This window comes from Ideonella sp. (assembly GCF_041914305.1).
GTDB lineage: Bacteria > Pseudomonadota > Gammaproteobacteria > Burkholderiales > Burkholderiaceae_C > Ideonella.
Genome location: NZ_JAYSDQ010000010.1, coordinates 104,648 through 127,710 on the forward strand (window position 1 = coordinate 104,648; position 23,063 = coordinate 127,710).

The window sequence follows — 23,063 nt, forward strand, 5'->3', positions numbered from 1 at the left end:
GTCGGGCCGGTAGGCTGCCAGCAGCGTGAACGAACTCCAACTCAATCCAATTCAGGTCGATGCCGCCGACACGGGCCATCGCGGCGTGGAACTGAAGATCGATGGATGCAACTTCATCGACCTTGTGCGCGAGGTCGAGCAACCGCAAGCCAAGCGGCTGGGCCAGCTGAGCATCGCCGGCGCCTATGAATGGGTGGCCAATACGGCCGCGCTGCGCAAGGAGCTGGCCGAAGGCGGCCAAGATCCGGACGACAAGATCATGGTGCTGGCTTGCGAGTGTGGTGAGCCGGGCTGCTGGCCGCTGCTCGCGAGAATCCAGGTCAATGAGGCCGAAGTTGTCTGGAGCGAGTTCGAACAACCGCATCGAGGGCCCGACTCGGCCGCCGGCCATTGGCGCTACGACGAGTTGGGGCCGTTTGTGTTCTCCCGCACCAAGTACGTCGAGCAGCTTGAAAAGCTTGAAGCGGATGCGCAATCGCCCGACAAGACTTAGGCCCTGTTCGATCCCGCGATCATTTGTCGCCTGGCAGTTCGATGCTAGGGCAGAGCAACTGGCGTGAGCATTCATGACACCTCTTGCGTCGAACGTTAGGCGTCACACGATGAGAGGCGCGCTTCTCGCTTTCCTCTTTCTGGCAGCCAGCTTCACCTCTGAGGCATCGGATCAGCCATTCACAGTGGTTCGCGTTGATCCCGCCTCCGAGAACCTGCAAGTGTTCTGGGGTGACGAGCAGGGCAAGCCGTTCAAGCAGTTCGACCATCTGTCGACTTGGCTGCATGGCAAGGGAAAGAAGCTGGTGTTCGCCATGAACGCGGGGATGTACCACCCCGATTTCTCGCCGGTCGGTCTGTTGGTCGTGGAAGGAAAGCAAGTCTCTCCACTCAATACCGCGGCCGGAAGCGGCAACTTCTTTCTGAAGCCCAACGGGGTCTTTGCGCTCGCGCCACCAGGCCCGATGGTTGTGGAAGCCGGGGAGTATCCACAGGTCGCCAACGGCATTCGCTTCGCGACCCAATCGGGCCCACTGCTCCTCAGAAACGGCGTCATTCACCCCGCATTCAATGCGGCGTCAAAATCGCGGCTCATTCGGAACGGCGTTGGAGTATCGGGAGGCGCTGCCTTCTTCGTGATATCCGAGCGGCCCGTCACCTTCTACGAAATGGCCGTCTTCTTCCGGGATGTCCTGCACTGCAAGGATGCGCTGTACCTGGATGGCGTGGTGTCCAGCCTGTATTCGGCAGACCTCCAGCGAGACGACCGGCGAGCAGAGCTGGGGCCGATCGTTGGCGTGACCAGCGACCGGACGGCTAACCCTCTCACCGAGAAGATGCCACCCGGCAAGGCGGATGACGCTGGCAAACGTTAGGCATCGCTTTCCCAACGTTGGGCCCCCATGAAGAACACGCATCTCTCCGCACAGATCGAAGCGGCCTTTCCGGACAGCGTTGGCGTTCTATCCGACGTCTTCATCGAGGCTCACCCCGACCTCTCTCGTCTGGTCGCGCCCGTCAGCCTGCAGACCGTGGTTCCGGCGTACATGGCGTGGTGCGCGCGAAATGGGCATCGACCGGCTGAACTCGTCCACGACTACACGGTCAGTGCACTGGCGGAGTTTGGGCGATCGAAGAAGCCTGAACTCACGCATCTGAACTTCAAGTTCAACTGCTCTCCTGAGCAGCGGCAAGTGGTCGAGAGGTTCCTGCGCTGGAGCCTTGATCCCGCGCTGCTGCTGGACACGAAGCAGGTCGAACGATCGCTGAAGCGCTGGTCTGCCGGCTGACGCCGCACGGCTGGGCCGTCCGCGTACCAGCCCGTGGGCGCACCAGCGCACACGCTGCGAAATCAGCAAATTGCCGATGCCGCTGCAAGCCTCAAGTGGCTAGGCTGCGCGGACGGGCGGCCGTCGCTGCCCGTCCGCCCGGAGAAGACTTGATGAAGACCCGAACGCCGCAGGATGTGGCGAAGGCGGCTCAGCGCCGCGCGGCTGCGGAGCCCGAGTCGGCGCAGCGCGCGCCGCAGGTGGCGGGTGGGCGGCCACCGCCCTTCGCCGACAGCCCGCGCATGGTGGCCCAGCGGCAGGCCCTGGCGCATTTGACAGCCGCAGAGCATGCGGCGAACGACACCGGTCAGGCGGCCGCGATTGCCGAGAGCCAGTCGTCAGCGCCGGTGCAGCGGATGCCCAAGCGCAACAAGCAGCCGCGCGGGCGAGGCGGCGCAGGCCGGGGCGGCAACCGCGGAAACCGCGGCGGCCGCGGTGGCAGGGGCGGCGGGGGCAGGGGCGGTGTCAACTTGCCGCAAGCGGCTTACCAGGCCCTCAAGCAGCAGATCGACAACATCCGGGAGGTCAAGACGAACGAGCAGCGGGGTGCGCTGACCGCCGAACAACTCGAAGAGAACATCGGCCACCTGGAAAGCTCGATCCAGAGCCGCGAGGACGAGGATGCTCGACTGGGCGACCGGAAGCACGCGCGATGGACCAATCACGAAAGACGGCTGCTTCGTCAACTGGAAAAGGAACGGAATCGACGGCGCGGCGGTGGCGGGGGCGGCGGTGCCCGCCGGCAGGGGCGCGGTGGTGGGCGCGGCGGCGCGCGTGGGCGAGGCCGCAGGTAACGCCCACGACGCGCGGCGGGCCCGAAAGGCCAGAGGGCCAGAGCGCCACGGCCTATCGCGCCAGTACGTCGGCCGCGATGGTTTCCAGCGCCCGCACTGCGCGCTGGCGGCCGTCTTCGCCTTCGGTCGCCAGCACCGGCAGGTCCGGTGCAATGCCGGCCACCTCGTCGCTGCCGTCGGCGCGCAGCCGCATGCAATCGGGCATGCGCAGGCGCAGGCGCGAGTGGGTGAGTATCTTGGGCTTGTCGCCGCTCATGAAGCCGCAGCCGTCGCCGCCGGTGGTGGCGCCCACGGTCTTGCCGAGGTGGTTGTCTTGCACCACGGCTGTGAACATCTCGGCGGACGAGTAGGTGCGACCGTCGGTCAGCACGTACAAGGGGCCGCTCCACATGGCCCACAGGTCGTCGGCGCTGGACGGGTAGGACAGCCGGTAGGCGATGTTCTGGTCGCCGAACGCGCCCCGCGGCAGCGTGGCTGCGAAGCCGCCGGCATGGCCCACGTCCACCAGCCGCTTGCAGCCTTGGCTCGCCCAGGGCCGCTGCTGTGTCCACACCCAGGCCATGTCACAGGGTTGCTGCGCCTGCGCCTTGGCCTGCACGAAGAATTCGCGCGCCCGGCCCAGCGCGTCGCGGGCCTCGGCGGGCGGTGAAGTTTTCAGCGCAGCGTCCAGGGTCTTCAGTTGTTCATCCGCATAGGCGGTGGCCGCGGCGGACGCCGCCATGCGCAGCCGGCTCGAGCGCACGGGCTTGTCGGTCAGCAACCGCGGGAACAGGTCGCCGCTGTCATTGCCACCGCTGTTGCTGCCCACGTCGATCAGCAGCGTGGTCATGCCCGCGGCCTTCAGCTCGTCGATCTGCTCGGCCAGGCCCTCGAACCAGCGATGGTCGGCAGCGTCGCGCAGAGACTTCTCGTCGATGCGGTCGCCCTTGGCCTTCAGCCAGGCATGACCTTGCGGGCAAACCGCAGGGAAGGCTTCTTTGTAGAAGTTTTGAATGCGCAGGACGCCGATCTTCTGGCCACCCGCCATGGTGGCCAGCCCCGAGCGGTAAACGGTCGACAGCCCATCGCCCATCAGCCGAAAGTTGGGCAGGCTCTCCAACGGCAGCGAGAAGGCCTCGCGCGCCGTGGGCAAGAAGCCCAGCGCCGCACAACTCGCCGTGGGGTCGGTCGCGTCGAAAGGTCTGGCCGGCACCTCGGGCGCCGCGCTTGTGGGCGCGGCCTGATCGGGCAGCACCGAGAAGTGCCCGTCCTTGAATGCGCCCACGAAGCCCTGGATGGCCCGGCGCGCCTCGTCATCACTGCGCGCGGCCTGCAGGGCCTGGCGGGTGAGGTGGTCCAGCCGTGGCAGGTTCACGCCGCCTTCGGGTGACGCGAACCAGGCCAGGTTGGCGTATTGCTGCTCCAGCGTCTTCTTCAGCTGGGCGTAGTCGCGCTGCCAGGCGGCGGCGTCATAGCCGCGTGCCTGTGCGGTGAGCGTGGTCAGGGTCAAGGCGGCCAACAGCAGGGGCCGGCGCATCACGGTCATGGCCGTCTCTTCGTGAAATGAAAGGAACGCGTTTGTCGCCCAGGCAGCGGCGCCTGTCTTGAACGGGATCTGCGCTTTTGAACGTCAGCCGCTGGTGCGGCGGCGGTAGGCCGCCGGCGTGGTGCCGAGCTGGGCCTTGAAGGCGCGCGTCATGTGCGGCTGATCGCTGAAACCGCAGAGTGCGGCGATGTCTGCCAGCGGCTGCGTCGACCGGGCCAGCAGCGTGGCCGCGCGCTCGACGCGCAGGCGGCGGTGGACCTCGCCGGGCGTCTGGCCGACATGGGCGCGAAAGGCCCTTGCCAGCTCGCCCGCTTCGTAGCCCACGGCGCGGGCGATGTCGTCCAGCGCCAGCGGCTGGCACGACTGCTCGCGCAGCAAGTCCATCGCCCGGCGCAGCTTCAACGGCAGCGCGCCACCGCGGCGGGCCTGCTCGCGTGAGGCCAAGCCGATCAACTCGTGCGACAGGCCGCTGACCACCAGCGCCGAGAAATCGTCGGCCGTGTGCAGCTCCTGAGCGATGCGCCGGCCCACGTCGGCCAGCGAAAGCGTGCGCACGGCCGGAGCGTCGGCCAGGCGCATCACCTCATCCAGCCGCGCGATGGCCTCAGGCGTGGGCGTGAACAACAGCTGGCGCAAGCCCGTCGCGCCGAAGCGCTGGGCGTGGGTTTCGTGGGGCGGGCACACCAGCAGCGCGCCGAATTCGAACTCACCGCGGCGCCCGCGGATGCTCTCCTCGTAGCTGCCGGCGAGCACCAGCGACAAGCTGGTGCGGCGGTGCCGGTGCGGCTCCATCACCAAGCCCGGCGCGTAGCTCACCTGCTTGATTTCGGAGAACAAGGCGTTCATGCCCGGGGAGTCTAACCAGTGTGCTGTCAGGCCGGCCGCGCGTTCCTCTGTTCTGCCGGGCAGCGGCAAGTCGGCAAGCGTCAGCCGCCCGGATCACCCCGCAAGATGAACTGCCGCCCGTCGCTGAGGGCGACGCGGATCGCTAACTGGCCAAGCTCATTGACTGACACCGGGTTCAGGGCGAAGTCGGTGACCGTGGCGCCGAGCAGGGCGTCGCCGACGCCGACGACGCGGTGGTGAAGCGGGTCGGGGCCGGTGTAGATGCCGATCTGGCCGGCGGCGGGCGTGGCGTAGAAGGCCACGGGGCCTGCGTTGTTGATCAGCACGCCGCGAAAGCTCTCGAAGCCGGCCGCCGCGTCCACCAGGCAGGTCAGGCGGCCGGCCGTGGCGGTGAACAGCGCCGGCCCGCCCGTTTTGCGCACGGCGGCGAAGGCCACCGTGCCGTGGTCGTTGACGATCGGGAAGCGCGCGAGCTCGGTGAAGTCGTCGCCCGTCGTCGCGATCGCCGAGCATTGGCCCTGCTGGTGCATGAACAGGCCTTGCCGCCCATCGGGCAGGTCGGCCCGGAACACGAGCTGCCCCAGGTTGTTGACCACCGGCAGGCCTTCGAACCCGCGGTAGCCTGGGCCGGCCGTTGCGATGGTGATGGCCTCGGCACCGCGCTGAAGATGGATGCCGGCCTGCCCGTCGCGCAGCGCGCCGCGAAAGGCCACCTCGCCGTGCTCGTTCATGGTCGGGCCCAGGGGCCCGATCGTGGTGAAGCGGTCGCGCCCGCCCGCTGCGGCGAGGTGGCCGTCGGTGAACATCAGCAGCGCCTGTTCGCCGGTGTCGAGCGTGCCATAGACGGTGAGTGCGCCCGCCCGGTTGATGTCGGGGTGGCTCGTGAACCGCTGCACCGGGCACGCGGCCGAGGTGGTCACGGCGATGTCGGTGATCGGCCCGCCGCCGCCGGTGAACACGCCGCTGTGCCCGCCCGCCAGCGTGGCCTGGAAGGCCACGACGCCAGCGTCGTTGATCGACGCCACATAGGGCGCGAAGTCGGTGAACCGGTCGCCGGTCGAGGCGATGGTCGTCAAGGTGTAGGGCCTGAATTGCACGGTCATTCCGATGGGGCAGGCATTGAAGGGGGCAGGCTTGCGGGATGCGGTGGCCGCCCGGCGCCGCCATCTTGCCAGCCGGTTTCGCGGCCCACCCGCCGGCCCGGCTTCGCGCGGCTGGACGTTGATTCGTGTCACCCCAGCGGCCCGGGCCGCGGCCCGCCCTAGCCTCGAGGCCCAACGCCATTCATGCGGGGCCCTCATGACACGAATCCGTTCCCAGTCCGTCACCGGCACCAGCGACAGTGGCGCTGCCGACCACGCGTCACCCGCCACCACGCCAACGCCCGCGTCGCAGCAGTGGGCGGCGCCCGCGGGGTTGGCCAGCCGCGCCGGGGGCCTGGGCGACGGTGCGCCGCGGCGGCGCACGGCCTCGCTGCCGCCGCCGGGCAGCAGCTACCAGTTGCCGCAGCGCGAGGCGGTGCAAGGCCCCAACCCGCAAACGCTGTACCACCTGACGGCGACGGCCAATGCCGAGTCCATTCGCGATGCCGGTGGCCTGATGCCGCTGGCCCAGCAGCCGCGCCAGGGCGCCGGGCTCGACGCGCAACGGGGCGACGCCTACCCCAGCGCCGACCACGCGGTGGCGCAGCACCTGAGCACGGTGCAGATGGTCGGCGCGATGGGCCTGCCGCCGGCCGACGCCAACATGATCCTGCGCAGCAGCCGCCACAACGCGGCCGAGGCATTGCGCAACGGCGCCAACTCCGAGACGGTCTACATGAGCCATGGCGACGGCTCGCGCGACTACATGCTGCGGCCCGAGTTCGCCAACAACGGCGCGGTGCTGATGCGCGCGCAGCTCGACCCGCGAGCCAACGGCTTCGTGCGCGACACGCAGGGCGGCTCTGAAGACCACCGCGCCCTCGGCCTCACCGTGCCCTCGTCGCAGCTCGAATTCGTGCAGCTGAGCGGCCAGCAGGCGCGTGAGCTCGGTGTCGGCGAGCAGCCGCTGCACGACCTGCCCTGGAAGCCGATGCCCAAGCCGGGCGAGCCGTTCTGAGCGCTGTCGGCGCCGCTCGCCGCACAATCGCCTGGTCGTGCCGGCAACGGCCACCACCGGGAGCCCCGCGTGAAGCGCATCGCGATCACCCTTTTGTCGGCCCTGCCTGCCTTGGCGATGGCGGCCTCGCCGCCGGCCGGGCAGCCGATGACCGGCACCTACTCGCAGCGTGACCTGATGAAGAACTGGGCCTTCAGCGTGTGCCTGGCAGAGGTCTCAAAAGACGCGGCGACCAAGGCCGATGCCAACGCCACCGCCGGCGCCTACCTCGAATTCGGCCAACAAGGCATCGAGGCCTACCAGGCGCTGCACGCGCTGGTCGACAGCTACGTGGCCCGTCGCTACGCCGGGTCCAGCGGGGCCGAGTACAACACCATGAAGTGCATCGACCTGCTGCACAGCATCGAACTTGACCGGTTCGTGGTCAGGCTCGAGCGGGGCGCTGCGAAGCGGCCCTGACAGGGGCGCGCGGTCTGGTTTTGATCAAGCTTTGAACGCCGAGGCTGCCTAGCATCGGGTGCTGCTGCCGGGCCCTTGGAGGGACCGGCGCTGTCATCCTTCACCGCACGACAAAGGGCACGCCTCATGCACCGATTCTTGAACCCCGCCCACGCCGCCATGGCCGTCGTGGCCGCGCTGGCGATCGTCTCCACCAGCGCTGCCGCCAGCGAGGCCGACCCGATGCACCAGCGCACCGGATTCGACAACGGCCTGAGCGCCGGTTGGCTGTACCAGCGCAACGTGCCCGGCATCATGTGGGTCGACAAGCACCTGGGCCACACGGCGCCGGCGATCCACCATGTGCAGGGTGGCGCCACCGGCTCGATGATGTTCCAGCGCCGGGCCAGCTGGCTGCAGCCGCTGAAGGCGGGGCTGCCGGTGCGCATCCAGCTGGATACCAAGGCCCGGCTGGTGAACTTCCTGGGCGCGCCGACGCGGCGTGAGCTGGTGGTCGAACTGCGCGACTACGACAACCCGCCGAAGGACCACCCCTACGCGTCGGTGTGGACCATCGTCGGCTACCTCGATGCGCAGAACCTGCCGGGCTGGCACACCTGGTCGGTCACGATCGCCGACCCGACCTCGGCCACGCTGCCCGAGGGCTGGGGCGGCTACGGGGCCGAAGACAAGAAGGGCCGCCCGTTCCTGCCGGCCGACCGCACGTTTGCCGACGTGCTCGCCGGTGTTGACGAGATCGCGATCACCACCTACCAGCCGGGCTACATGTACGGCAGCGACCACGACTTCGACGTGCTGTACGACAACATCGAGGTCGGGGTCGTCGCGCCCTGAGCCTGGCCGTGCCTCGCCTGATCGACAGGGGCCCGGTCACCGGGTGGGGCGGGCGCCGGGTGGCTGCGCAGGCTCGTGCGGCCACCCAACGAGGGCTGTCAGCCTGAGCGCTTGCCGTTGTTGCCCATGATCGCCAGGTCGATGAACTGCGAGGCCACGTAGGGCGCCTGCCCGCCGTAGCCGAGCACGAACTCGCCCAGGTCGAGCCGGCGCATGCCGGCCAGCGCGGTGCGCAGCTTCTCGCGCCGAAGGTCACCGCCGGTGCGGCGCAGCCCCTCGATCAGCACCTGGCCGTTGATCCAGCCTTCGAAGCTGCTGCCGCCGATGTGGGCGTCTTCGCCCGCGCTGCGCATCGCCGCCTGGTAGTTGCGCACCACCGCGAGCCGCGTGCTGATGGCGTCGGGCAGCACCTGCGTCAGCGCGAGGCCGTTGAGGGCCGGGCCGAGCTTGGTGAATTCAGAGGCCAGCACCGACACCGACAGGCCCGCCACCGGCGTGGCCGGCGACAGGCGGCGGTAGTTCTGCAAGAACGCGGTGTTGGCGGTGCCGGTGGTGCCCAGGATCACCGCGCTGGGCTTGAGTGCATACACCTGCTTGGCCAGGTCTTCGGCGTTGGCGCCGTCGACGGCGAGCGCGAACTTGCCGGCCAACTCGGCGCCCTTGGCCACCACCGAGACTTCGGCATCGGCCAGCACCTCTTTGCCGAACGGGTTGTCGAGGTAGACGAAAGCCAGGCTCTTCAAGCCCCACGACAGCAGCTGCTGCATCAGCCGGTCGGTCTCGTCGCGGTAGCTGGCCCGCACGTGGAAGACATTCTTCAGCCCCGGCTTGCGCAGCGAGGCGGCGCCGGTCACCGGCCCGACCAGCGGCACTTCGGCCTTCTCGACCGCTGGCAGGATGGCGGCGGTGTTGCCAGTGCCCATCGACGACACCAGCGCGAACACCTGCTGGTCTTCGATCAGGCGGCGCGTGTTCTCCACGGTCTTCGCCGGCACGTAGGCGTCGTCCAGGCTGATGAGCTTGAGCGTGCGGCCACCGATGCCGCCGCTGCTGTTGGCGGCCTTGAACGCTGCGTTCAGGCCGGCCGTGTGGGCGATGCCCGCGCCGGCCAGCGGGCCGGTCAAGGCCAGGCTGCTGCCGATCAGCACCTGGGTGGCGGTCACGCCAGGCTCGGCCCAGGCCACGCTTGCCGCCCCGGGCAGGGCCACCACGCAGGCGCTGCGAATCGCCCGTTCTAGTACATCACGACGGTTCATCTGAGTCAGTCCACTCCTAGTTGGCCGGCATCATCTTCGAGAGCCCCGCTCGGGGCTGTCGCGCACGTTACAGCCCGGCATGGCCAACCCTTCATCAAGTGTCATCGTCGGCACGCAACGTGATGTTTCCGATGTTGCCAATCGATGGCGTGCGGGTCGGTGGGCTACGCAAACTCGTCGTTAGGCATCGCGCCCCCACAATCGCCGGCCGGGCCTGTGGTGTGTCGGGGGCCTGGTCGATTTCGGCGGCGGCCGTTCGTCGTCGAAGCAGGGGCGGCCATGTCGGCGGCCCGTCGTCAACGAAGGAGTGCCTGTGGCCTTGCAGCTCTATTTCCACCCGTTCTCGTCGTACTGCCAGAAGGTGCTGGTGGCGCTGTACGAGAACGCGATCCCGTTCGAGCCGCAACTGCTGGACGGCCCCGACAGCCCGGCGTCGCAGCAACTGGCCCGGCTGTGGCCGATCAAGCGGTTTCCGGTGCTGGTGGAGGCGGGGCGGACGATTCTCGAAGCCAGCTGCATCATCGAGTACCTGGGCCTGCACCACCCCGGCCCGGTGCGGCTGATCCCGGCCGAGCCCGATGCCGCGCTGGAGGTGCGCATGCTCGACCGCTTCTTCGACAACTACATCTCGACGCCGCAGCAGAAGATCGTCTTCAACGCGCTGCGGCCGGCCGAGTCGCGCGATGCCTATGGCGTGCAAGAGGCGCGCAGCATGCTCGACACGGCCTACGCCTGGCTCAACGAGCGCATGGCCGGCCGCGAGTGGGCGGTGGGTGACCAGTTCAGCCTGGCCGACTGCGGCGCCGCGCCGTTCCTCTTCTATGCCGACTGGACCCACGCGATCGGCGACGCCTACCCGCACGTGCACGCCTACCGCCGCCGCCTGCTCGCCCGGCCGTCATTCGCCCGCGCGGTGGACGAGGCCCGGCCGTACCGCTCCTACTTTCCGCTCGGCGCGCCCGACCGCGACTGACGCCGCGTGGGGCGTGGCACGGCGCAGACACCGGCGGCGACGGGGTCTGGCATTGACGCCGCGGCGGACGCAGACTACCGTCCGACGGGCAAGCCGCCGAGGTGGGGCCCGGCGTGGCGGGGCCGCCAGCGCAGGAGTGAAGCATCGACTCTCGCCGGGACAGCGTTGTTCTGAACAGTGCGCAGATCGCGGCAGGCACCGCTGTCGCCTATTTCTGCGTGGCGGCGCCAGCGCTGCTGCTGGTCAAGACCGGGGCGTTTGCGTCGCCGGTCTACCCGGCCGCCGGCCTCGCGCTGGCGTGCGTGCTGCGCTTCGGCCTGGGGGCGTCGGTCGGCGTTTTTCTCGGCGCCCTGGCCGCCAACATCGGCCTGGCCTGGCTGGCCGGCCGCCCGATGACGGTGTTGCCCGTCGCGTTCGCACTCGGGGCCGGCCTGCAGTCGTTGGCCGGGGCGATGCTGGTTCGGCGGTTGATGGGCACGCACCCGAGCCTGACCCGGCCGCGCGAGATCGCCCGCTTCAGCCTGGTCGGCTGCGCGCTCGGCTGCCTGGTCAGCGCCACGGTCGCCACCGCCGCGATCGCCTTCTGGCGCGCCAGCGGCGACGCGGTGACGCTCGAAGGCCTGGCCAGCACCTGGTGGACCTGGTACAGCGGCGATGCCTTCGGTGCGCTGGTCGGCGCCCCGATCGTGCTGACGCTGATCGGGGCGCCGCGGCACATCTGGCGCTCACGCCGGGCCACGGTGGCGGCGCCGCTGGTGGCCGCCACGCTGCTGCTGGGCTGGGCCACGGCGCGGGTCAATGAATGGGAAGACCAGCGTGCGAACGCCGCGTTCGAGCGCGACGTGACCAACGCCGCCGGCTCGATCGAGGCCCACCTGCAACGGCACCTGGACGCCTTGACGGCGATACACGGCGTGTTCGAGGGCGAGCGCCCGGTGTCCCGCGGGCTGTTCGAGCGGGCCGCCGAGCCCTGGCTGCGCGGCATGCCGTCGCTGCAGGCGCTGGGCTTCCTGGAGCAGATCGACCGCGAGAGCCTGAAGCCGCGCGAGGCGGCGATCGCGGCGCAGGACGGGCGCGACTTCCGCGTGTTCTTTCGCGAGCCCGAGATCGCGACCGGCGACACCTTCGTGCTGTCGGTGCGCTTCATCGAGCCGATGAGCCGCAACGCCCGGGCGCTCGGCGTCAACTCGCTGTCGATCAGCGAGCCGCGCAAGGCCTTGCTGCGCACGCTGCAGTCGGGCGCGGCGGTCGCCACCGGGCCGTTCCGGCTGACGCAGGAATCGGGCGTGCAGACCGGGGTGGTGGTCTACCAGAAGGTGCGGGGCCTCGAGGGGCAACAACAGGGCGTGGCGTTCGCGACGCTGCGGATGGGCGATGCGCTGGACGAGCTGACCTCGAAGCTGCCCAAGTCGCTGGCGTATTGCCTGCTCGACCAGGGCCGCGAGTTCGAGCTGCTGGCCGGCAGCCCGGCCTGCGCCACGCCGGCACCGAAGGCGCGGCGTGAGTTCTCGACGACGATCGAATTCGCCTCGCGCCAGTGGGCGCTGCGCATCGTGGCGGTGCCCGACGCGCCGGTCTACGGCAAGGGGCTGGGGGCCGACCGTGGCGCGGCGTCGATCTTTGCCGCGTCCGGCATGGTCGCCTGCGGCATGCTGGGCGCCTTGCTGCTGCTGTTGACGGGCCGCGCGCGAGAGATCGAGCTGACGGTGCGCCAGCGCACCCGGCAGGTGCTGCAGCTGCGCAGCGAAAACCAGCAGTCCGAATCGGCGCTGCGGTCGACCGAGGAGCGCTTCAAGGTCTTGTTCGACAAGGTGCCGGTGGGTGTGGTCTTCGCCACCAAGGACGGCATCATCCTGCAGCCCAACGCCTGCTACTGCGAGCTGCTGGGCTACACCGAGCAGCAACTGCGCGGCAAGAGCATTCTCGACATCACGCCCGCCGAAGACGCCGGCGCAGACCGGGCGCGCCGCGCCGCGCTGGTCAACAGCGGGGGCCAACTGCGCTACGTCAAGCGTTATGTCAGGGCCGATGGCCAGATGGTGCAGGCGCGTGTCTCGGCCACCGTGCTGCTCGACCAGCAAGGGCAGCCCGACATCACCGTCTCGCTGGTCGAAGACATGAGCGAGCATCTGCGGCTGGAAGAAGCCCAACGGGCGCGGGCGGTGGCCGAGGCCGCCAACCGGGCCAAGACCGAGTTCCTCTCGCGCATGAGCCACGAGCTGCGCACGCCGCTGAACGCGGTGCTCGGCTTCGCGCAGCTGCTGAGCCTGGACCGCAGCCTGCCCTACACCGAGAAGCACCAGGGCTGGTTGAAGCAGATGCAGGACGCCGGCTGGCACCTGCTGCAGCTGATCGACGATGTGCTCGACCTGTCGCGGGTCGAGGCCGGCGCCGTGGCGCTGACCAGCACGCCGGTCGACCTGGCGTCGTTGCTGGGCAGCGCGGTGGCGATGACCGAGAGCGAGGCCCGCAAGCGCCAGGTGCAGGTGCACCCGCAGCCCAGCTGCAACGACCGGCTGTTCGTGCAGGCCGACGTCACGCGGCTGCGCCAGGTGCTGATCAACGTGTTGTCCAACGCGATCAAGTACAACCGGCCCGGCGGCAGCGTCTCGGTCGAGACGCGGGTCGAGCGGCCGGGGCGGGTGACGATCGTGGTCAGCGACAGTGGGCTCGGCATGTCGCCGGCGCAGCTGCAGCGCTTGTTCAGGCCGTTCGACCGGCTGGGGCGGGAGAGCTCGAACGTGGCCGGCGCCGGCATCGGGCTGTACATCACGAAGCTGCTGGTCGAGCGCATGCGGGGCGAGGTGCAGGTGCGCAGCGAAGAGGGCCGCGGCACCACGTTTGCGATCACGCTGCCGATGGCGGATCTGGCCGCCCCCTCGGCCGAGGCGGTGGCCGACAACGCCGCGCCGGTGCGGCCCTACAACGCGCGGCAGGTGCTGCTGATCGAAGACAACAGCGACAACATCGACGTGATCGGCGCGATGCTGGCGCTGCGGCCGCAGATTGCGCTGCATGTCAGCCGCGACGGGCGCAGCGGCCTCGCCGCGGCCACGGCCCGCCCGCCGGACCTGGTGCTGCTGGACCTGCGCCTGCCGGACATCAGCGGCATGGCCGTGCTGCAGGCCCTGCGCGCGAGCCCGGTGACGAGCGACCTGCCGGTGGTCATCTTGTCGGCATCGGCCGACCACGACCAGGTCGCGCAGGCGCTGCGCCAAGGGGCCCAGGCCTTCCTGCCCAAGCCGGTCGAGGCCAAGCGGCTGCTGGCGCTGCTGGACGAGATGCTGAGCAGCCTGGACACCGACCTGGGTGACCTGCATTGAGCGCCCGATGATCGTGATCGACGCCACCGCGACGCGGCAGGCCCTGCCCTTCGGCCCGCTGGTCGATGCGCTGCGTGCGCAGTTCGCCGACGATCGCTGCGTGGTGCCGCCGCGGCACGTGCACGAGATTTCGTCGGCAGCGGGCGATGCGGCGCTCACGTCACTGATCATGCCGGCGTGGCAGCCCGGCGCGGGGCGCGCGTCGTACTACGGCGTCAAGGTGGTCAACATCGCGCCGGGCAATGCGGCGCGGGGGCTGCCCGGGCTGCACGCCAGCTACCTGCTGCACGACGCGGCCACCGGCGTGCCGCTGGCGCTGATCGATGGCGACGAGATCACCACGCGTCGCACTGTCGCAGCGTCGGCGCTGGCGGCGTCGTTCCTGGCGCGGCGCGATGCACGCCACCTGCTGGTCGTCGGCGCGGGCCGGGTGGCGGCCCTGCTGCCGCAGGCCTACGGCGCGGTGCGCGGCATCGAGCGGGTCAGCGTCTGGGCCCGCGATCACCGGCAGGCCGAGCGCATGGCCGCCGGCTGGCGCGCGCAAGGGCTGGAGGCAGTGGCGATCACCGACCTGGCCGCCGCCGCGGCGCAGGCCGACATCGTCAGCTGCGCGACGCTGGCCACCACGCCGCTGATCCAGGGCCGCTGGCTCGCACCGGGCAGCCACCTGGACCTGATCGGCAGCTTCACGCCGGCGATGTGCGAAGCCGATGACGCCTGCTTTGCCGGCGCCATGCTGTATGTCGACACCGACGAGGCGCTGCGAAAGAGCGGCGACTTGCTCGGGCCGCTGGCGCGTGGGGTGTTCACCGCCGCCGATGTGCGCGGCACGCTGGCCGACTTGGCCCGCGGGCGCTGTGCCGGCCGCCCCGGGGCCGCCGAGCGCACGGTGTTCAAGTCGGTCGGCACGGCGCTCGAAGACCTGGCCGCCGCGGTGCTGGCCTACGAGGAGGTGGTGGCCAACCCGGGTTGATGCGGCATCGACCCTGGCCCGCTGCGGCGGCAGAATCGCCCGCATGCCCACGCCCGCTGCGCCCGCGCCGATCACCCTGGACCAGGCGCTCGCGCTGCTGCGCGCCCAGGCCCGGCCCGAGGTGCTGGCCAGCATGGCCGGCTTCGGCATGAACACCGAAGGGCGGCTGGGCCTGTCGGTGCCGGCGCTGCGGCTGCTGGGCCGGCAGATCGGCCGCCACCACGACCTGGCGCTGGCCCTGGCCGACAGCGGCATTCCGGACGCGCAGATCCTGGCTGCCTACGTGGCCGAGCCGGCGCGGTTCACGGTCGCGCAGATGAACCGCTGGGCCGCGACGCTGAACGCGTGGGACACCTGCGACCAGGCCTGCACCAACGCGTTCGCGCCGTCGCCGCTGGCCTGGGGCCGGGTGCCGGTGTGGGCCGCGCACGAGGCCGAGTTCGAGCGCCGCGCGGCGTTCGCGTTGCTGGCCGCGCTGGCGGTGCACGACAAGGCCGCCGCCGACGAGCGTTTCATCGAGACACTGCCGCTGATCGAGCAGCATGCCGGCGACCCGCGCAACTTCGTCAAGAAGGCGGTCAACTGGGCGCTGCGCCAGATCGGCAAGCGCAACGCTGCGTTGCGGCCACGGGCCATCGCCTGTGCCGAGCGCATCGCCGCGCAGCCCTCGCGCGCCGCCCGCTGGATCGCGGCGGACGCGCTGCGCGAGCTGCGGGCGCCACCCGCGTCGCCCGATTGACCCCGATATCCATTCCATGACAGGAGGACCCCCGTGACCTTGCCACCCCCCTTGGCCGACCTGCTTCGTGCAGCCGCCGCGAGCGGGCTGCTGGGCGTGTTCGCGGGCGGCGCCGGCGCCGCGCCGGTGAGCTACGAGATCGACCCGACCCACACCTACCCCAGCTTCGAGGCCGACCACCTGGGCGGCCTGTCGGTCTGGCGCGGCAAGTTCAACAAGACCGCCGGCAAGATCGTGATGGACAAGGCGGCCGGCAACGGCGCGGTCGACCTCTTCGTCGAGATGGACAGCGTCGACTTCGGCCTGCCGCAGATGAACGCGGTGGCCAAGGGGCAGGACCTGTTCGATGTCGAGCACTTTCCGCATGCGCGCTTTCGCGGCCAGCTCGAAGAGTTCACCAACGGCGCGCCGGGCAAGGTGGTCGGCGAGCTCACGCTGCACGGCGTGACCAAGCCGCTGACGCTGGAGATCCGCCAGTTCAAGTGCATGCCGCACCCGCTGTTCAAGCGTGAACTGTGCGGCGCCGATGCGCACGCGGTCTTCCAGCGCGACGCGTTCGGGCTCGACAGCGGCAAGGCCTACGGCTTTCGCATGGATGTGACCTTGCGTATCCAGGTCGAGGCGCTAGCGACCGAATAAATCGCTACGCGAATTGCGGATGACCTCAGGGTCTTTCGCAATGACAAGGGTTATTGGTCGACGGCACACTGTGGGCACCGGCAGCCCGGCGTTACCCCGCTGGGTGTGCCTGCCACATCAATCTTCCTCACCCAGGAGATGCCATGTCGATTCCTTCGCGCCTGAACGGCCGCGTGGGGCAGCGTGCCGTGCGCTGCAGACCCTTTCTTGCAAGGACGCCCCGTGTCTAAGCGAGCCGCCGAACCCGCGGCCGTTGCCGCCAAGTCTGCGGCGCTGACCGCGGCCCGCCCCCCCAGCGCTGCCGCCAGCGCCCCCAAATACGACCCCGGGCCCTTGCGCCTGTATGTGCCCGAGCCCACCGGCCGGCCGGGTCAGCAAACCGACTTCTCCTACCTGCGCATCTCGGCCCCGGGCGAGGTGCGGCGCCCGCCGCTGGACGTGTCGCCCGGCGACACCGCCGACATGGCTGGCGCGCTGGTGCGCGTGCTCGACGATGACGGCCATGCCGTCGGCCCCTGGGCCCCCGAGGTCGAGGCCGAGACGCTGCGCCGCGGCCTGCGCTCGATGATGAAGACGCGCGCCTTCGATGCGCGCATGCTGATCGCGCAGCGGCAGAAGAAGATCTCGTTCTACATGCAGTGCCTGGGCGAAGAGGCGATCGCGATCGCCCACGCGCTGGCGCTGCGTGAAGGCGACATGTGCTTCCCGACCTATCGGCAACAAGGCCTGCTGCTGTCGCGCGACGACATCGACATGGTCGAGCTGATGTGCCAGCTGATGTCGAACCAGAAAGACCCGGTCAAGGGCCGCCAGCTGCCGGTGATGTATTCGTACAAGCGGGCCGGCTTCTTCACGATCTCGGGCAACCTGGCCACCCAGTTCATCCAGGCGGTGGGCTGGGCGATGGCCTCGGCGATCAAGGGCGACACCAAGATCGCCTCGGGCTGGATCGGCGACGGCTCGACGGCCGAGAGCGACTTCCACACCGCGCTGACCTTTGCCCACGTGTACCGCGCCCCGGTGATCCTGAACGTGGTCAACAACCAGTGGGCGATCTCGACCTTCCAGGCCATCGCCGGGGGCGAGGCCAGCACCTTCGCCGCGCGCGGCGTGGGCTGCGGCATCGCGTCGCTGCGGGTCGACGGCAACGACTTCCTCGCGGTGCTGGCGGCGTCGCGCTGGGCGGCCGAGCGGGCGCGCAACAACCTGGGGCCGACGATGATCGAGTGGATCACCTACCGGGCTGGCGCGCATTCGACGTCCGACGACCCGACGCGTTATCGCCCGGCCGGCGACTGGCAGTGCTTCCCGCTCGGCGACCCGATCGAGCGGTTGAAGAAGCACCTGATGACGCTGGGCGCCTGGTCCGAGCAGGAGCACGAGGCGACGCAGAAAGAGCTCGACGCCCAGGTGCTCGCCGCCCTGAAGGAAGCCGAGCGCTTCGGCACGCTGCACGACGGCCACATCCCGCCGCTGCGCAGCATGTTCGAAGACGTCTACGAAGAAATGCCGCCGCACCTGCAAGACCAGTTGCGCCAGGCGGAAAGAGGAGACTGAGCATGGCATCCATGACCATGATCCAGGCCCTGCGTTCCGCGATGGACGTGATGTTGGGCCGTGACGACGACGTGGTGATCTACGGCCAGGACGTGGGTTACTTCGGCGGTGTGTTCCGCTGCACCGAGGGGCTGCAGGCCAAGCACGGCCGCACGCGCGTGTTCGACGCGCCGATCAACGAAGGCGGCATCGTCGGCTCGGCGATCGGCATGGCGGCCTACGGCCTGCGGCCGGTGGTCGAGGTGCAGTTCGCCGACTACGTCTACCCCGCCTACGACCAGATCGTGTCCGAGGCGGCGCGCCTGCGCTACCGCTCGGCCGGCGACTTCACCGCGCCGATCACGATCCGCATGCCCTGCGGCGGTGGCATCTACGGCGGCCAGACGCACAGCCAGAGCCCCGAGGCGCTGTTCACGCACGTCTGCGGCATCCGCACCGTGATGCCGAGCACGCCGTACGACGCGAAGGGCCTGCTGATCGCCTCGATCGAGAACAACGACCCGGTGATCTTTCTCGAGCCCAAGCGCCTGTACAACGGCCCGTTCGACGGTTACCCCGACCGGCCGGTGGTGCCGTGGTCGGCCCACCCGGCCAGCGAGGTGCCGGAAGGGCACTACACCGTGCCGCTGGACAAGGCCGCGGTGGTGCGCGAGGGCAAGGACCTGACCGTGCTGACCTACGGCACGATGGTCTTCGTGAGCGAGGCGGCGGCCAAGGAAAGCGGCGTCGATGCTGAGATCATCGACCTGCGCACGCTGTGGCCGCTGGACCTGCCGGCGGTGATCGCCTCGGTCAAGAAGACCGGGCGTTGCGTGGTGGTGCATGAGGCCACGCGCACCAGCGGCTTCGGGGCCGAGCTCGCGGCGCTGGTGCAGGAGCATTGCTTCTACCACCTCGAAACTCCGATCGAACGCGTGGCCGGCTGGGACACGCCGTACCCCCACGCCCAGGAATGGGCCTACTTCGCCGGGCCGGCGCGTGTTGCCGCCGCCTTCCGGCGCGCGATGGAGGCATGAGGGTGTCAATCCATGTGATCAAGATGCCCGATCTGGGCGAAGGCATTGCCGAGTGCGAGCTGGTGGCCTGGCATGTAAAACCGGGTGACACCGTGGCCGAAGACCAGGTGCTGGCCGACGTGATGACCGACAAGGCGACGGTCGAGATCCCGTCGTCGGTGGCCGGCCGCGTGGTCTCGCTGGGCGGCGAAGTGGGCCAGTCGCTGGCGGTCGGTGCGGACCTGATCCGCATCGAGCGTGAAGGTGGCGCGCCGGCTGCGGTGGCCCCGCCGCCGGCCGCGGCAACCGCGGCGGCACAGGCGTCGGCGGCCATCGCCGCCGCGGCAGTGGTGGCACCGCCGCCGCCCGCGCCGCCGCCGTCTGCACCGGTTGCACCGGTGCGCAGCGCGCCGCCGCCACCTGCGCCGGCCCCGCCGGTGGTGGCACGCCAGCAAGGTGGCCGCGTCATCGCGTCGCCCGCCCTGCGCGAGCGCGCCTGGTCGCTCGGCGTGGACCTGGCCAAGGTGCAGGCCACCGGCCCCGGCGGCCGGGTGATGCAGCGTGACCTCGACGAGCATGTGGCGCGTCACGGTGCGCCGGGCCCGGTCAAGCAGGCGCCGCCACCGCCGGCCCCACCGGCGCCGGTGCGGCCACCGGTGGCCGCTGGGGCGGACGTGATCGAGCAGGTCAAGTTCGTCGGCCTGCGCCGCAAGATCGCGCAACGCATGCAAGAGGCCAAGCGCCGCGTGCCGCACTTCAGCTATGTCGAAGAGCTGGACATGACCGAGCTCGAGGCGCTGCGCGAGCGCCTGAACGCCCGCCATGGCAAGGCGCGCGGCCGGCTGACGGTGCTGCCGTTCCTGGCCCGCGCGATGGTCCAGGCGCTGCGCGACTTTCCCGACCTGAACGCCCGCTTCGACGACGAGACCGGCACGCTGACGCGGCACTCGGCCGTGCACATCGGCATCGCCACGCAGACCGACGCCGGCCTGATGGTGCCGGTGCTGCGCGACGCGCAGGCACACGACCTGTGGACGTTCGCGGCCGAGGTCGGCCGGCTGGCCGACGCGGCGCGCAGCGGCAAGGTGGTGCGCGACGAGCTGACCGGCTCGACGATCACCATCACCAGCCTGGGCAAGATCGGCGGCATCGTCACCACGCCGGTGATCAACATGCCCGAGGTCGCGATCGTCGGCGTCAACCGCATCGTCGAGCGGCCGATGATCCGCAACGGTGCGATCGTGCCGCGCCTGATGATGAACCTGTCGTCGTCGTTCGACCACCGGGTGGTCGACGGCATGCAGGCGGCTGAGTTCGTGCAGGCGCTGCGCGAGCTGCTGGAGCACCCGGCGACGCTGTTCGTCGATTGAGCAGGCCGCACCGGCGGGGCAGCCACGCCCCGCCGCGAGGGCCGCGCCTATTTCGCCGGCGTGTCGCCGGGCACCGGCTCGAGCCGGGACCAGTGCCACTCGTCGTGGTCGGGTTCTGTCACCGAGCCGGCGCTCTGGTCGCCCCACGAAAAGAGCGACTGCTTGCCGCCGGTGATGTGCTCGCGCAGGCCCAGCGCGAGTGAGCCGTCGGCCAGGCGCGTCATGCGCCACAGCACGCTGGTCTTGCGGCCGTGTGCGGCCTCGGCCCCGTCGGGCGAGCGGCCCGACCCCGGCAAGGGTGTGGGCGCCTCGAACTCGACCTCGTCGGTCTCCAGGTAGCCGAAGCTGCAGTGCCACTCGGGGGCGCCCCACTCGTGGTAGCCCCAGCCGGGGCCGTTCAGGCGTGGCTCCGGCGCGTCGGAATCGGGCGATCGCTCCTTGAACAACACCAGCAGCGGGCTGCCGCGCCCCGCCATGCGGATGCCGAAGCGGCCATACGGGTAGACGTTGACGCCGGCGACCTTGCGCGAGGCGAAGCCGTGGGGGCGGCGGTCTTCGGCGTAGCCGCGGCCCTCGGCCGGCGGCCAGGCGTAGACACCGGCGATCTCGGGGCAGCCGATCAACGGCTTGCCGAGGGCGCCCAGACTCGCCGGCGGTTTGCTGCTGCCCACGGTCTGGCCACAACCGGCCAGCCACAGTGAGGCGGTGACCACCACGGCGCCGGCGCCCAGGCGGCGTCGCCCGGCCACCAGGCGGTGTGCGGGCGCTGGGCGGGTCGGCGGCATGCGGGTTCCCTCTTTGGTGCTTGTGCGCGTCAGAATAACTGACCACCGGCCCGCCACGCGGGCCTTGCAACGCAGGACACAGCCTCATGCCCGATTCGATTGGCGACGCGCCGCTTGACGATGATTTCACCGGGCGCTTCGACCGTGTCCTGCATGCCCGCCAGCACGTGGGCCCCAAGCACCTGGGCGAGCCGGCGCCCGACGAGGCAACGCTGCGCGCGCTGTTCGCCGCGGCCGCGGCCGCGCCCGACCATGGCCGGTTGCGGCCGTGGCGGTTTCTGGTGTTGGGCCCGGCGGCGCGCGAGCGCCTGGGCCGGGCCTTTGCCGACGCGCTGCGCGAGCGCGACCCGGGCGCAACGCCAGAGCAGGCCGCCGAGGCCCACGACAAGGCGTTCCGCGGGCCGGTGCTGATTCTGGCGATCGCCGACCTGCGCGCCGACGACCCCGACGTGCCGCCGTTCGAGCGCCTGGTGTCGCTCGGCGCCGCGGTCCAGAACCTGATGCTGGCCGCCGCCGCGCGCGGCTACGCCAGTGGCCTGTCCAGCGGCCGCGCGATGGGCAGCCACGCGCTGCGCACGGCGTTCGAGCTGGCCGACGGCGAACACGCGATCTGCTTCATCAGCCTGGGCACCGCGCTGCGCGACAAACCACCGCGGCCCCGGCCGGCGCCGGACGAGTTTGTACGCTGGATCTGAGCGCGCCGGGGCTTGACCCCACGCGCGGCCCCTGCATCGCCGGGTTGCGCGCAGCGCGCCCTAACATCGCCGCCGGTCGTGCTGGCTGCGTCGTCGGTGTGCCGCCTTCTCTCGTCCTCTGTCATCGCGTCGACACCCCGCGTGCCTAGCCTCCCGGCCCTTGTTCCAACGGCTTCAACGAGGAGATGAACCATGTGGAAGAAAGTGATCGCGGGGTGCTGCGGCGGGTTGGTGTTCGGTGCGTCGGCCTGGGCGCTGACGCCAGCCGAACTGGCCTTTCACCATGCGCCGGTGCACTACCAGGACACCGATTCGAGCGACTACCCGTCGGACTACATCACCGCGTTCGACTACGACCACGACCCCATCACGACCAACAACTGGGACAACCGCGGCAATGGCCTGTGGCCGGCGACCGTGTATTACGCGGTGGTCGAAAGCTGCAGCCACTACTTCATCACCTACGCCTTCTACCACCCTCGCGACTGGGCCGACATCATCTTCGACCAGGAGCACGAGAACGACCTCGAAGGCGCGATCGTCTCGGTGCGCAAGGACGGCTCGGCCTACGGCACCGTCGAGGGCATGATCACCGTCTTCCACACCGACTTCTTCTCGTTCACGCCCGCCGGCAGCCCCTACACCAAGGGCCACGAGACGATCGACGGCAAGCTCTCGTTCGAGGTCGACAACGGCATCAGCCGGATGAAGACGGTGCAAGAGGCCAAGGGCCACGGGCTGAAGGCCTGGCCCTACGCGTCGGACTTCAATGGCGCGCCCAACCAGGACGGCATCGTCTACTACCCGACGCTGGGCACGCCGACCACCCCGAGCTCGGGCAACGACCGCCACGTGTACTACCGCCTGGTCGACATCCAGCAGGCGGGCGGCCTGTTCGACCTGGCGATCAACGACGCGCTGCAGCCGCCGGCGCAGGCCATCACCTACGCGAGCTGGGGCACGTTTCGCGGCGACACCAGCGGTGGTTGCGGCTCGGGCCTGAAGAGCTGCGGCACCAACTCGGCCAACGCGCCCTGGGGCTGGGACGATGGCAACGACGGCGCCAGCTACCGCGGCGAGTTCGCGCTCGACCCGGCGCACCTGTTCGCCTACTACTTCGGCAACACCGGCGCCTTCAGCCAGCAGTACCTGTACCACCCCTACCTGACCAAGCTGCGCGACGCCGGCTTCTACTCGGGCCACGCGCCGGCCGGGTTCCCGTCGCAGCTCGACCTGAACACGCTGTACGGCAAGCTGACCAGCACCTGCCAGTGACGCGCCGGCGCCACTGGGCGCACACGGGCTGCCGCCGGTGGCGTACCCTCGGGGCCATCGACTGTTGCTGGAGACGCCCATGGAACCCGGTGGCCAGGACCGCGC

General features: G+C 70.0%; 22 protein-coding genes. 17 read left to right on the forward strand and 5 right to left on the reverse strand.

Annotated features, from left to right (window positions below; all coding sequences use genetic code 11):
- Nucleotides 1-25 precede the first annotated feature (25 nt).
- The 4 genes from ACE3SG_RS14875 to ACE3SG_RS14890 all read left to right on the forward strand — a co-directional run bounded on the left by ACE3SG_RS14875 (nt 26) and on the right by ACE3SG_RS14890 (nt 2,614).
- Nucleotides 26-493, forward strand: a complete 468-nt coding sequence (locus tag ACE3SG_RS14875) for a hypothetical protein (RefSeq protein WP_374566178.1) — start codon at nt 26-28, stop codon at nt 491-493.
- Between the two features lie 109 nt (nt 494-602).
- The gene (locus tag ACE3SG_RS14880) at nt 603-1,367 is read left to right on the forward strand and encodes a phosphodiester glycosidase family protein (protein WP_374566180.1); all 765 of its coding nucleotides are present in this window, start codon (nt 603-605) and stop codon (nt 1,365-1,367) included.
- A gap of 27 nt (nt 1,368-1,394) precedes the next feature.
- Nucleotides 1,395-1,781, forward strand: a complete 387-nt coding sequence (locus tag ACE3SG_RS14885) for a hypothetical protein (protein ID WP_374566182.1) — start codon at nt 1,395-1,397, stop codon at nt 1,779-1,781.
- A gap of 152 nt (nt 1,782-1,933) precedes the next feature.
- Nucleotides 1,934-2,614, forward strand: a complete 681-nt coding sequence (locus ACE3SG_RS14890) for a hypothetical protein (RefSeq protein ID WP_374566184.1) — start codon at nt 1,934-1,936, stop codon at nt 2,612-2,614.
- A 52-nt stretch (nt 2,615-2,666) separates the two neighbouring features.
- Here the strand turns inward: ACE3SG_RS14890 and ACE3SG_RS14895 are convergent, their stop codons facing one another.
- The 3 genes from ACE3SG_RS14895 to ACE3SG_RS14905 form a co-directional block, all read right to left on the reverse strand.
- On the reverse strand, nt 2,667-4,139 hold the full coding sequence (locus ACE3SG_RS14895) for a S41 family peptidase (protein WP_374566186.1): 1,473 nt from the start codon (nt 4,137-4,139) through the stop codon (nt 2,667-2,669).
- A gap of 84 nt (nt 4,140-4,223) precedes the next feature.
- The gene (locus ACE3SG_RS14900) at nt 4,224-4,985 is read right to left on the reverse strand and encodes a helix-turn-helix domain-containing protein (protein ID WP_374566188.1); all 762 of its coding nucleotides are present in this window, start codon (nt 4,983-4,985) and stop codon (nt 4,224-4,226) included.
- A gap of 80 nt (nt 4,986-5,065) precedes the next feature.
- Nucleotides 5,066-6,082 carry a choice-of-anchor tandem repeat NxxGxxAF-containing protein gene (locus ACE3SG_RS14905; RefSeq protein ID WP_374566189.1) on the reverse strand — a complete coding sequence of 339 codons (1,017 nt, stop codon included), beginning with the start codon at nt 6,080-6,082 and terminating at the stop codon, nt 5,066-5,068.
- Between the two features lie 202 nt (nt 6,083-6,284).
- Between ACE3SG_RS14905 and ACE3SG_RS14910 the strand changes: the two genes are divergently transcribed.
- The 3 genes from ACE3SG_RS14910 (at nt 6,285) to ACE3SG_RS14920 (ending at nt 8,378) form a co-directional block, all read left to right on the forward strand.
- Nucleotides 6,285-7,085 (forward strand): hypothetical protein, encoded by an 801-nt coding sequence (locus ACE3SG_RS14910; protein ID WP_374566191.1) that lies wholly within the window; start codon nt 6,285-6,287, stop codon nt 7,083-7,085.
- 69 nt (nt 7,086-7,154) lie between these two features.
- Nucleotides 7,155-7,544, forward strand: coding sequence for a T6SS amidase immunity protein Tai4 family protein (locus ACE3SG_RS14915; protein ID WP_374566193.1), 390 nt, complete (start codon nt 7,155-7,157; stop codon nt 7,542-7,544).
- 126 nt (nt 7,545-7,670) lie between these two features.
- Complete coding sequence (locus ACE3SG_RS14920) at nt 7,671-8,378, forward strand: PEP-CTERM sorting domain-containing protein (RefSeq protein ID WP_374566195.1); 708 nt, start codon at nt 7,671-7,673, stop codon at nt 8,376-8,378.
- Nucleotides 8,379-8,476: 98 nt separating this feature from the next.
- Here ACE3SG_RS14920 and ACE3SG_RS14925 read toward each other — a convergent pair whose 3' ends face one another.
- Entirely contained in the window at nt 8,477-9,634 is a 1,158-nt protein-coding gene (locus ACE3SG_RS14925; protein WP_374566196.1) for an ABC transporter substrate-binding protein, read from the reverse strand.
- A gap of 313 nt (nt 9,635-9,947) precedes the next feature.
- Between ACE3SG_RS14925 and ACE3SG_RS14930 the strand changes: the two genes are divergently transcribed.
- The 8 genes from ACE3SG_RS14930 (at nt 9,948) to ACE3SG_RS14965 (ending at nt 20,203) form a co-directional block, all read left to right on the forward strand.
- Nucleotides 9,948-10,607: a glutathione S-transferase family protein gene (locus ACE3SG_RS14930; protein ID WP_374566198.1), complete on the forward strand. Its 660-nt coding sequence runs from the start codon at nt 9,948-9,950 to the stop codon at nt 10,605-10,607.
- Between the two features lie 185 nt (nt 10,608-10,792).
- On the forward strand, nt 10,793-13,930 hold the full coding sequence (locus tag ACE3SG_RS14935) for an ATP-binding protein (protein WP_374566345.1): 3,138 nt from the start codon (nt 10,793-10,795) through the stop codon (nt 13,928-13,930).
- A gap of 7 nt (nt 13,931-13,937) precedes the next feature.
- Nucleotides 13,938-14,903 (forward strand): ornithine cyclodeaminase family protein, encoded by a 966-nt coding sequence (locus tag ACE3SG_RS14940; RefSeq protein ID WP_374566200.1) that lies wholly within the window; start codon nt 13,938-13,940, stop codon nt 14,901-14,903.
- A gap of 43 nt (nt 14,904-14,946) precedes the next feature.
- Nucleotides 14,947-15,642: a DNA alkylation repair protein gene (locus ACE3SG_RS14945; protein ID WP_374566202.1), complete on the forward strand. Its 696-nt coding sequence runs from the start codon at nt 14,947-14,949 to the stop codon at nt 15,640-15,642.
- 33 nt (nt 15,643-15,675) lie between these two features.
- Complete coding sequence (locus ACE3SG_RS14950; protein WP_374566204.1) at nt 15,676-16,281, forward strand: YceI family protein; 606 nt, start codon at nt 15,676-15,678, stop codon at nt 16,279-16,281.
- A gap of 333 nt (nt 16,282-16,614) precedes the next feature.
- On the forward strand, nt 16,615-17,838 hold the full coding sequence (locus tag ACE3SG_RS14955; RefSeq protein ID WP_374566347.1) for a 3-methyl-2-oxobutanoate dehydrogenase (2-methylpropanoyl-transferring) subunit alpha: 1,224 nt from the start codon (nt 16,615-16,617) through the stop codon (nt 17,836-17,838).
- Between the two features lie 2 nt (nt 17,839-17,840).
- Nucleotides 17,841-18,854, forward strand: a complete 1,014-nt coding sequence (locus ACE3SG_RS14960) for an alpha-ketoacid dehydrogenase subunit beta (RefSeq protein ID WP_374566206.1) — start codon at nt 17,841-17,843, stop codon at nt 18,852-18,854.
- A gap of 62 nt (nt 18,855-18,916) precedes the next feature.
- Nucleotides 18,917-20,203, forward strand: coding sequence for a dihydrolipoamide acetyltransferase family protein (locus ACE3SG_RS14965; protein ID WP_374566349.1), 1,287 nt, complete (start codon nt 18,917-18,919; stop codon nt 20,201-20,203).
- 47 nt (nt 20,204-20,250) lie between these two features.
- Here the strand turns inward: ACE3SG_RS14965 and ACE3SG_RS14970 are convergent, their stop codons facing one another.
- Entirely contained in the window at nt 20,251-20,988 is a 738-nt protein-coding gene (locus ACE3SG_RS14970; protein ID WP_374566208.1) for a hypothetical protein, read from the reverse strand.
- 86 nt (nt 20,989-21,074) lie between these two features.
- Here ACE3SG_RS14970 and ACE3SG_RS14975 point away from each other — a divergent pair, with 86 nt between their 5' ends.
- Nucleotides 21,075-21,683, forward strand: coding sequence for a nitroreductase family protein (locus tag ACE3SG_RS14975; RefSeq protein ID WP_374566210.1), 609 nt, complete (start codon nt 21,075-21,077; stop codon nt 21,681-21,683).
- 192 nt (nt 21,684-21,875) lie between these two features.
- Nucleotides 21,876-22,958 carry a hypothetical protein gene (locus tag ACE3SG_RS14980; protein ID WP_374566212.1) on the forward strand — a complete coding sequence of 361 codons (1,083 nt, stop codon included), beginning with the start codon at nt 21,876-21,878 and terminating at the stop codon, nt 22,956-22,958.
- Nucleotides 22,959-23,063: the final 105 nt, after the last annotated feature.

Coding starts and splice junctions, on each gene's coding strand:
- ACE3SG_RS14970 (WP_374566208.1), bottom strand. CDS start 20,988: ATGCCGCCGACCCGCCCAGCGCCCGCACACCGCCTGGTGGCCGGGCGA.
- ACE3SG_RS14925 (WP_374566196.1), bottom strand. CDS start 9,634: ATGAACCGTCGTGATGTACTAGAACGGGCGATTCGCAGCGCCTGCGTG.
- ACE3SG_RS14960 (WP_374566206.1), top strand. CDS start 17,841: ATGGCATCCATGACCATGATCCAGGCCCTGCGTTCCGCGATGGACGTG.
- ACE3SG_RS14975 (WP_374566210.1), top strand. CDS start 21,075: ATGCCCGATTCGATTGGCGACGCGCCGCTTGACGATGATTTCACCGGG.
- ACE3SG_RS14880 (WP_374566180.1), top strand. CDS start 603: ATGAGAGGCGCGCTTCTCGCTTTCCTCTTTCTGGCAGCCAGCTTCACC.
- ACE3SG_RS14945 (WP_374566202.1), top strand. CDS start 14,947: ATGCCCACGCCCGCTGCGCCCGCGCCGATCACCCTGGACCAGGCGCTC.
- ACE3SG_RS14885 (WP_374566182.1), top strand. CDS start 1,395: ATGAAGAACACGCATCTCTCCGCACAGATCGAAGCGGCCTTTCCGGAC.
- ACE3SG_RS14895 (WP_374566186.1), bottom strand. CDS start 4,139: ATGACCGTGATGCGCCGGCCCCTGCTGTTGGCCGCCTTGACCCTGACC.
- ACE3SG_RS14900 (WP_374566188.1), bottom strand. CDS start 4,985: ATGAACGCCTTGTTCTCCGAAATCAAGCAGGTGAGCTACGCGCCGGGC.
- ACE3SG_RS14890 (WP_374566184.1), top strand. CDS start 1,934: ATGAAGACCCGAACGCCGCAGGATGTGGCGAAGGCGGCTCAGCGCCGC.
- ACE3SG_RS14920 (WP_374566195.1), top strand. CDS start 7,671: ATGCACCGATTCTTGAACCCCGCCCACGCCGCCATGGCCGTCGTGGCC.
- ACE3SG_RS14910 (WP_374566191.1), top strand. CDS start 6,285: ATGACACGAATCCGTTCCCAGTCCGTCACCGGCACCAGCGACAGTGGC.
- ACE3SG_RS14980 (WP_374566212.1), top strand. CDS start 21,876: ATGTGGAAGAAAGTGATCGCGGGGTGCTGCGGCGGGTTGGTGTTCGGT.
- ACE3SG_RS14940 (WP_374566200.1), top strand. CDS start 13,938: ATGATCGTGATCGACGCCACCGCGACGCGGCAGGCCCTGCCCTTCGGC.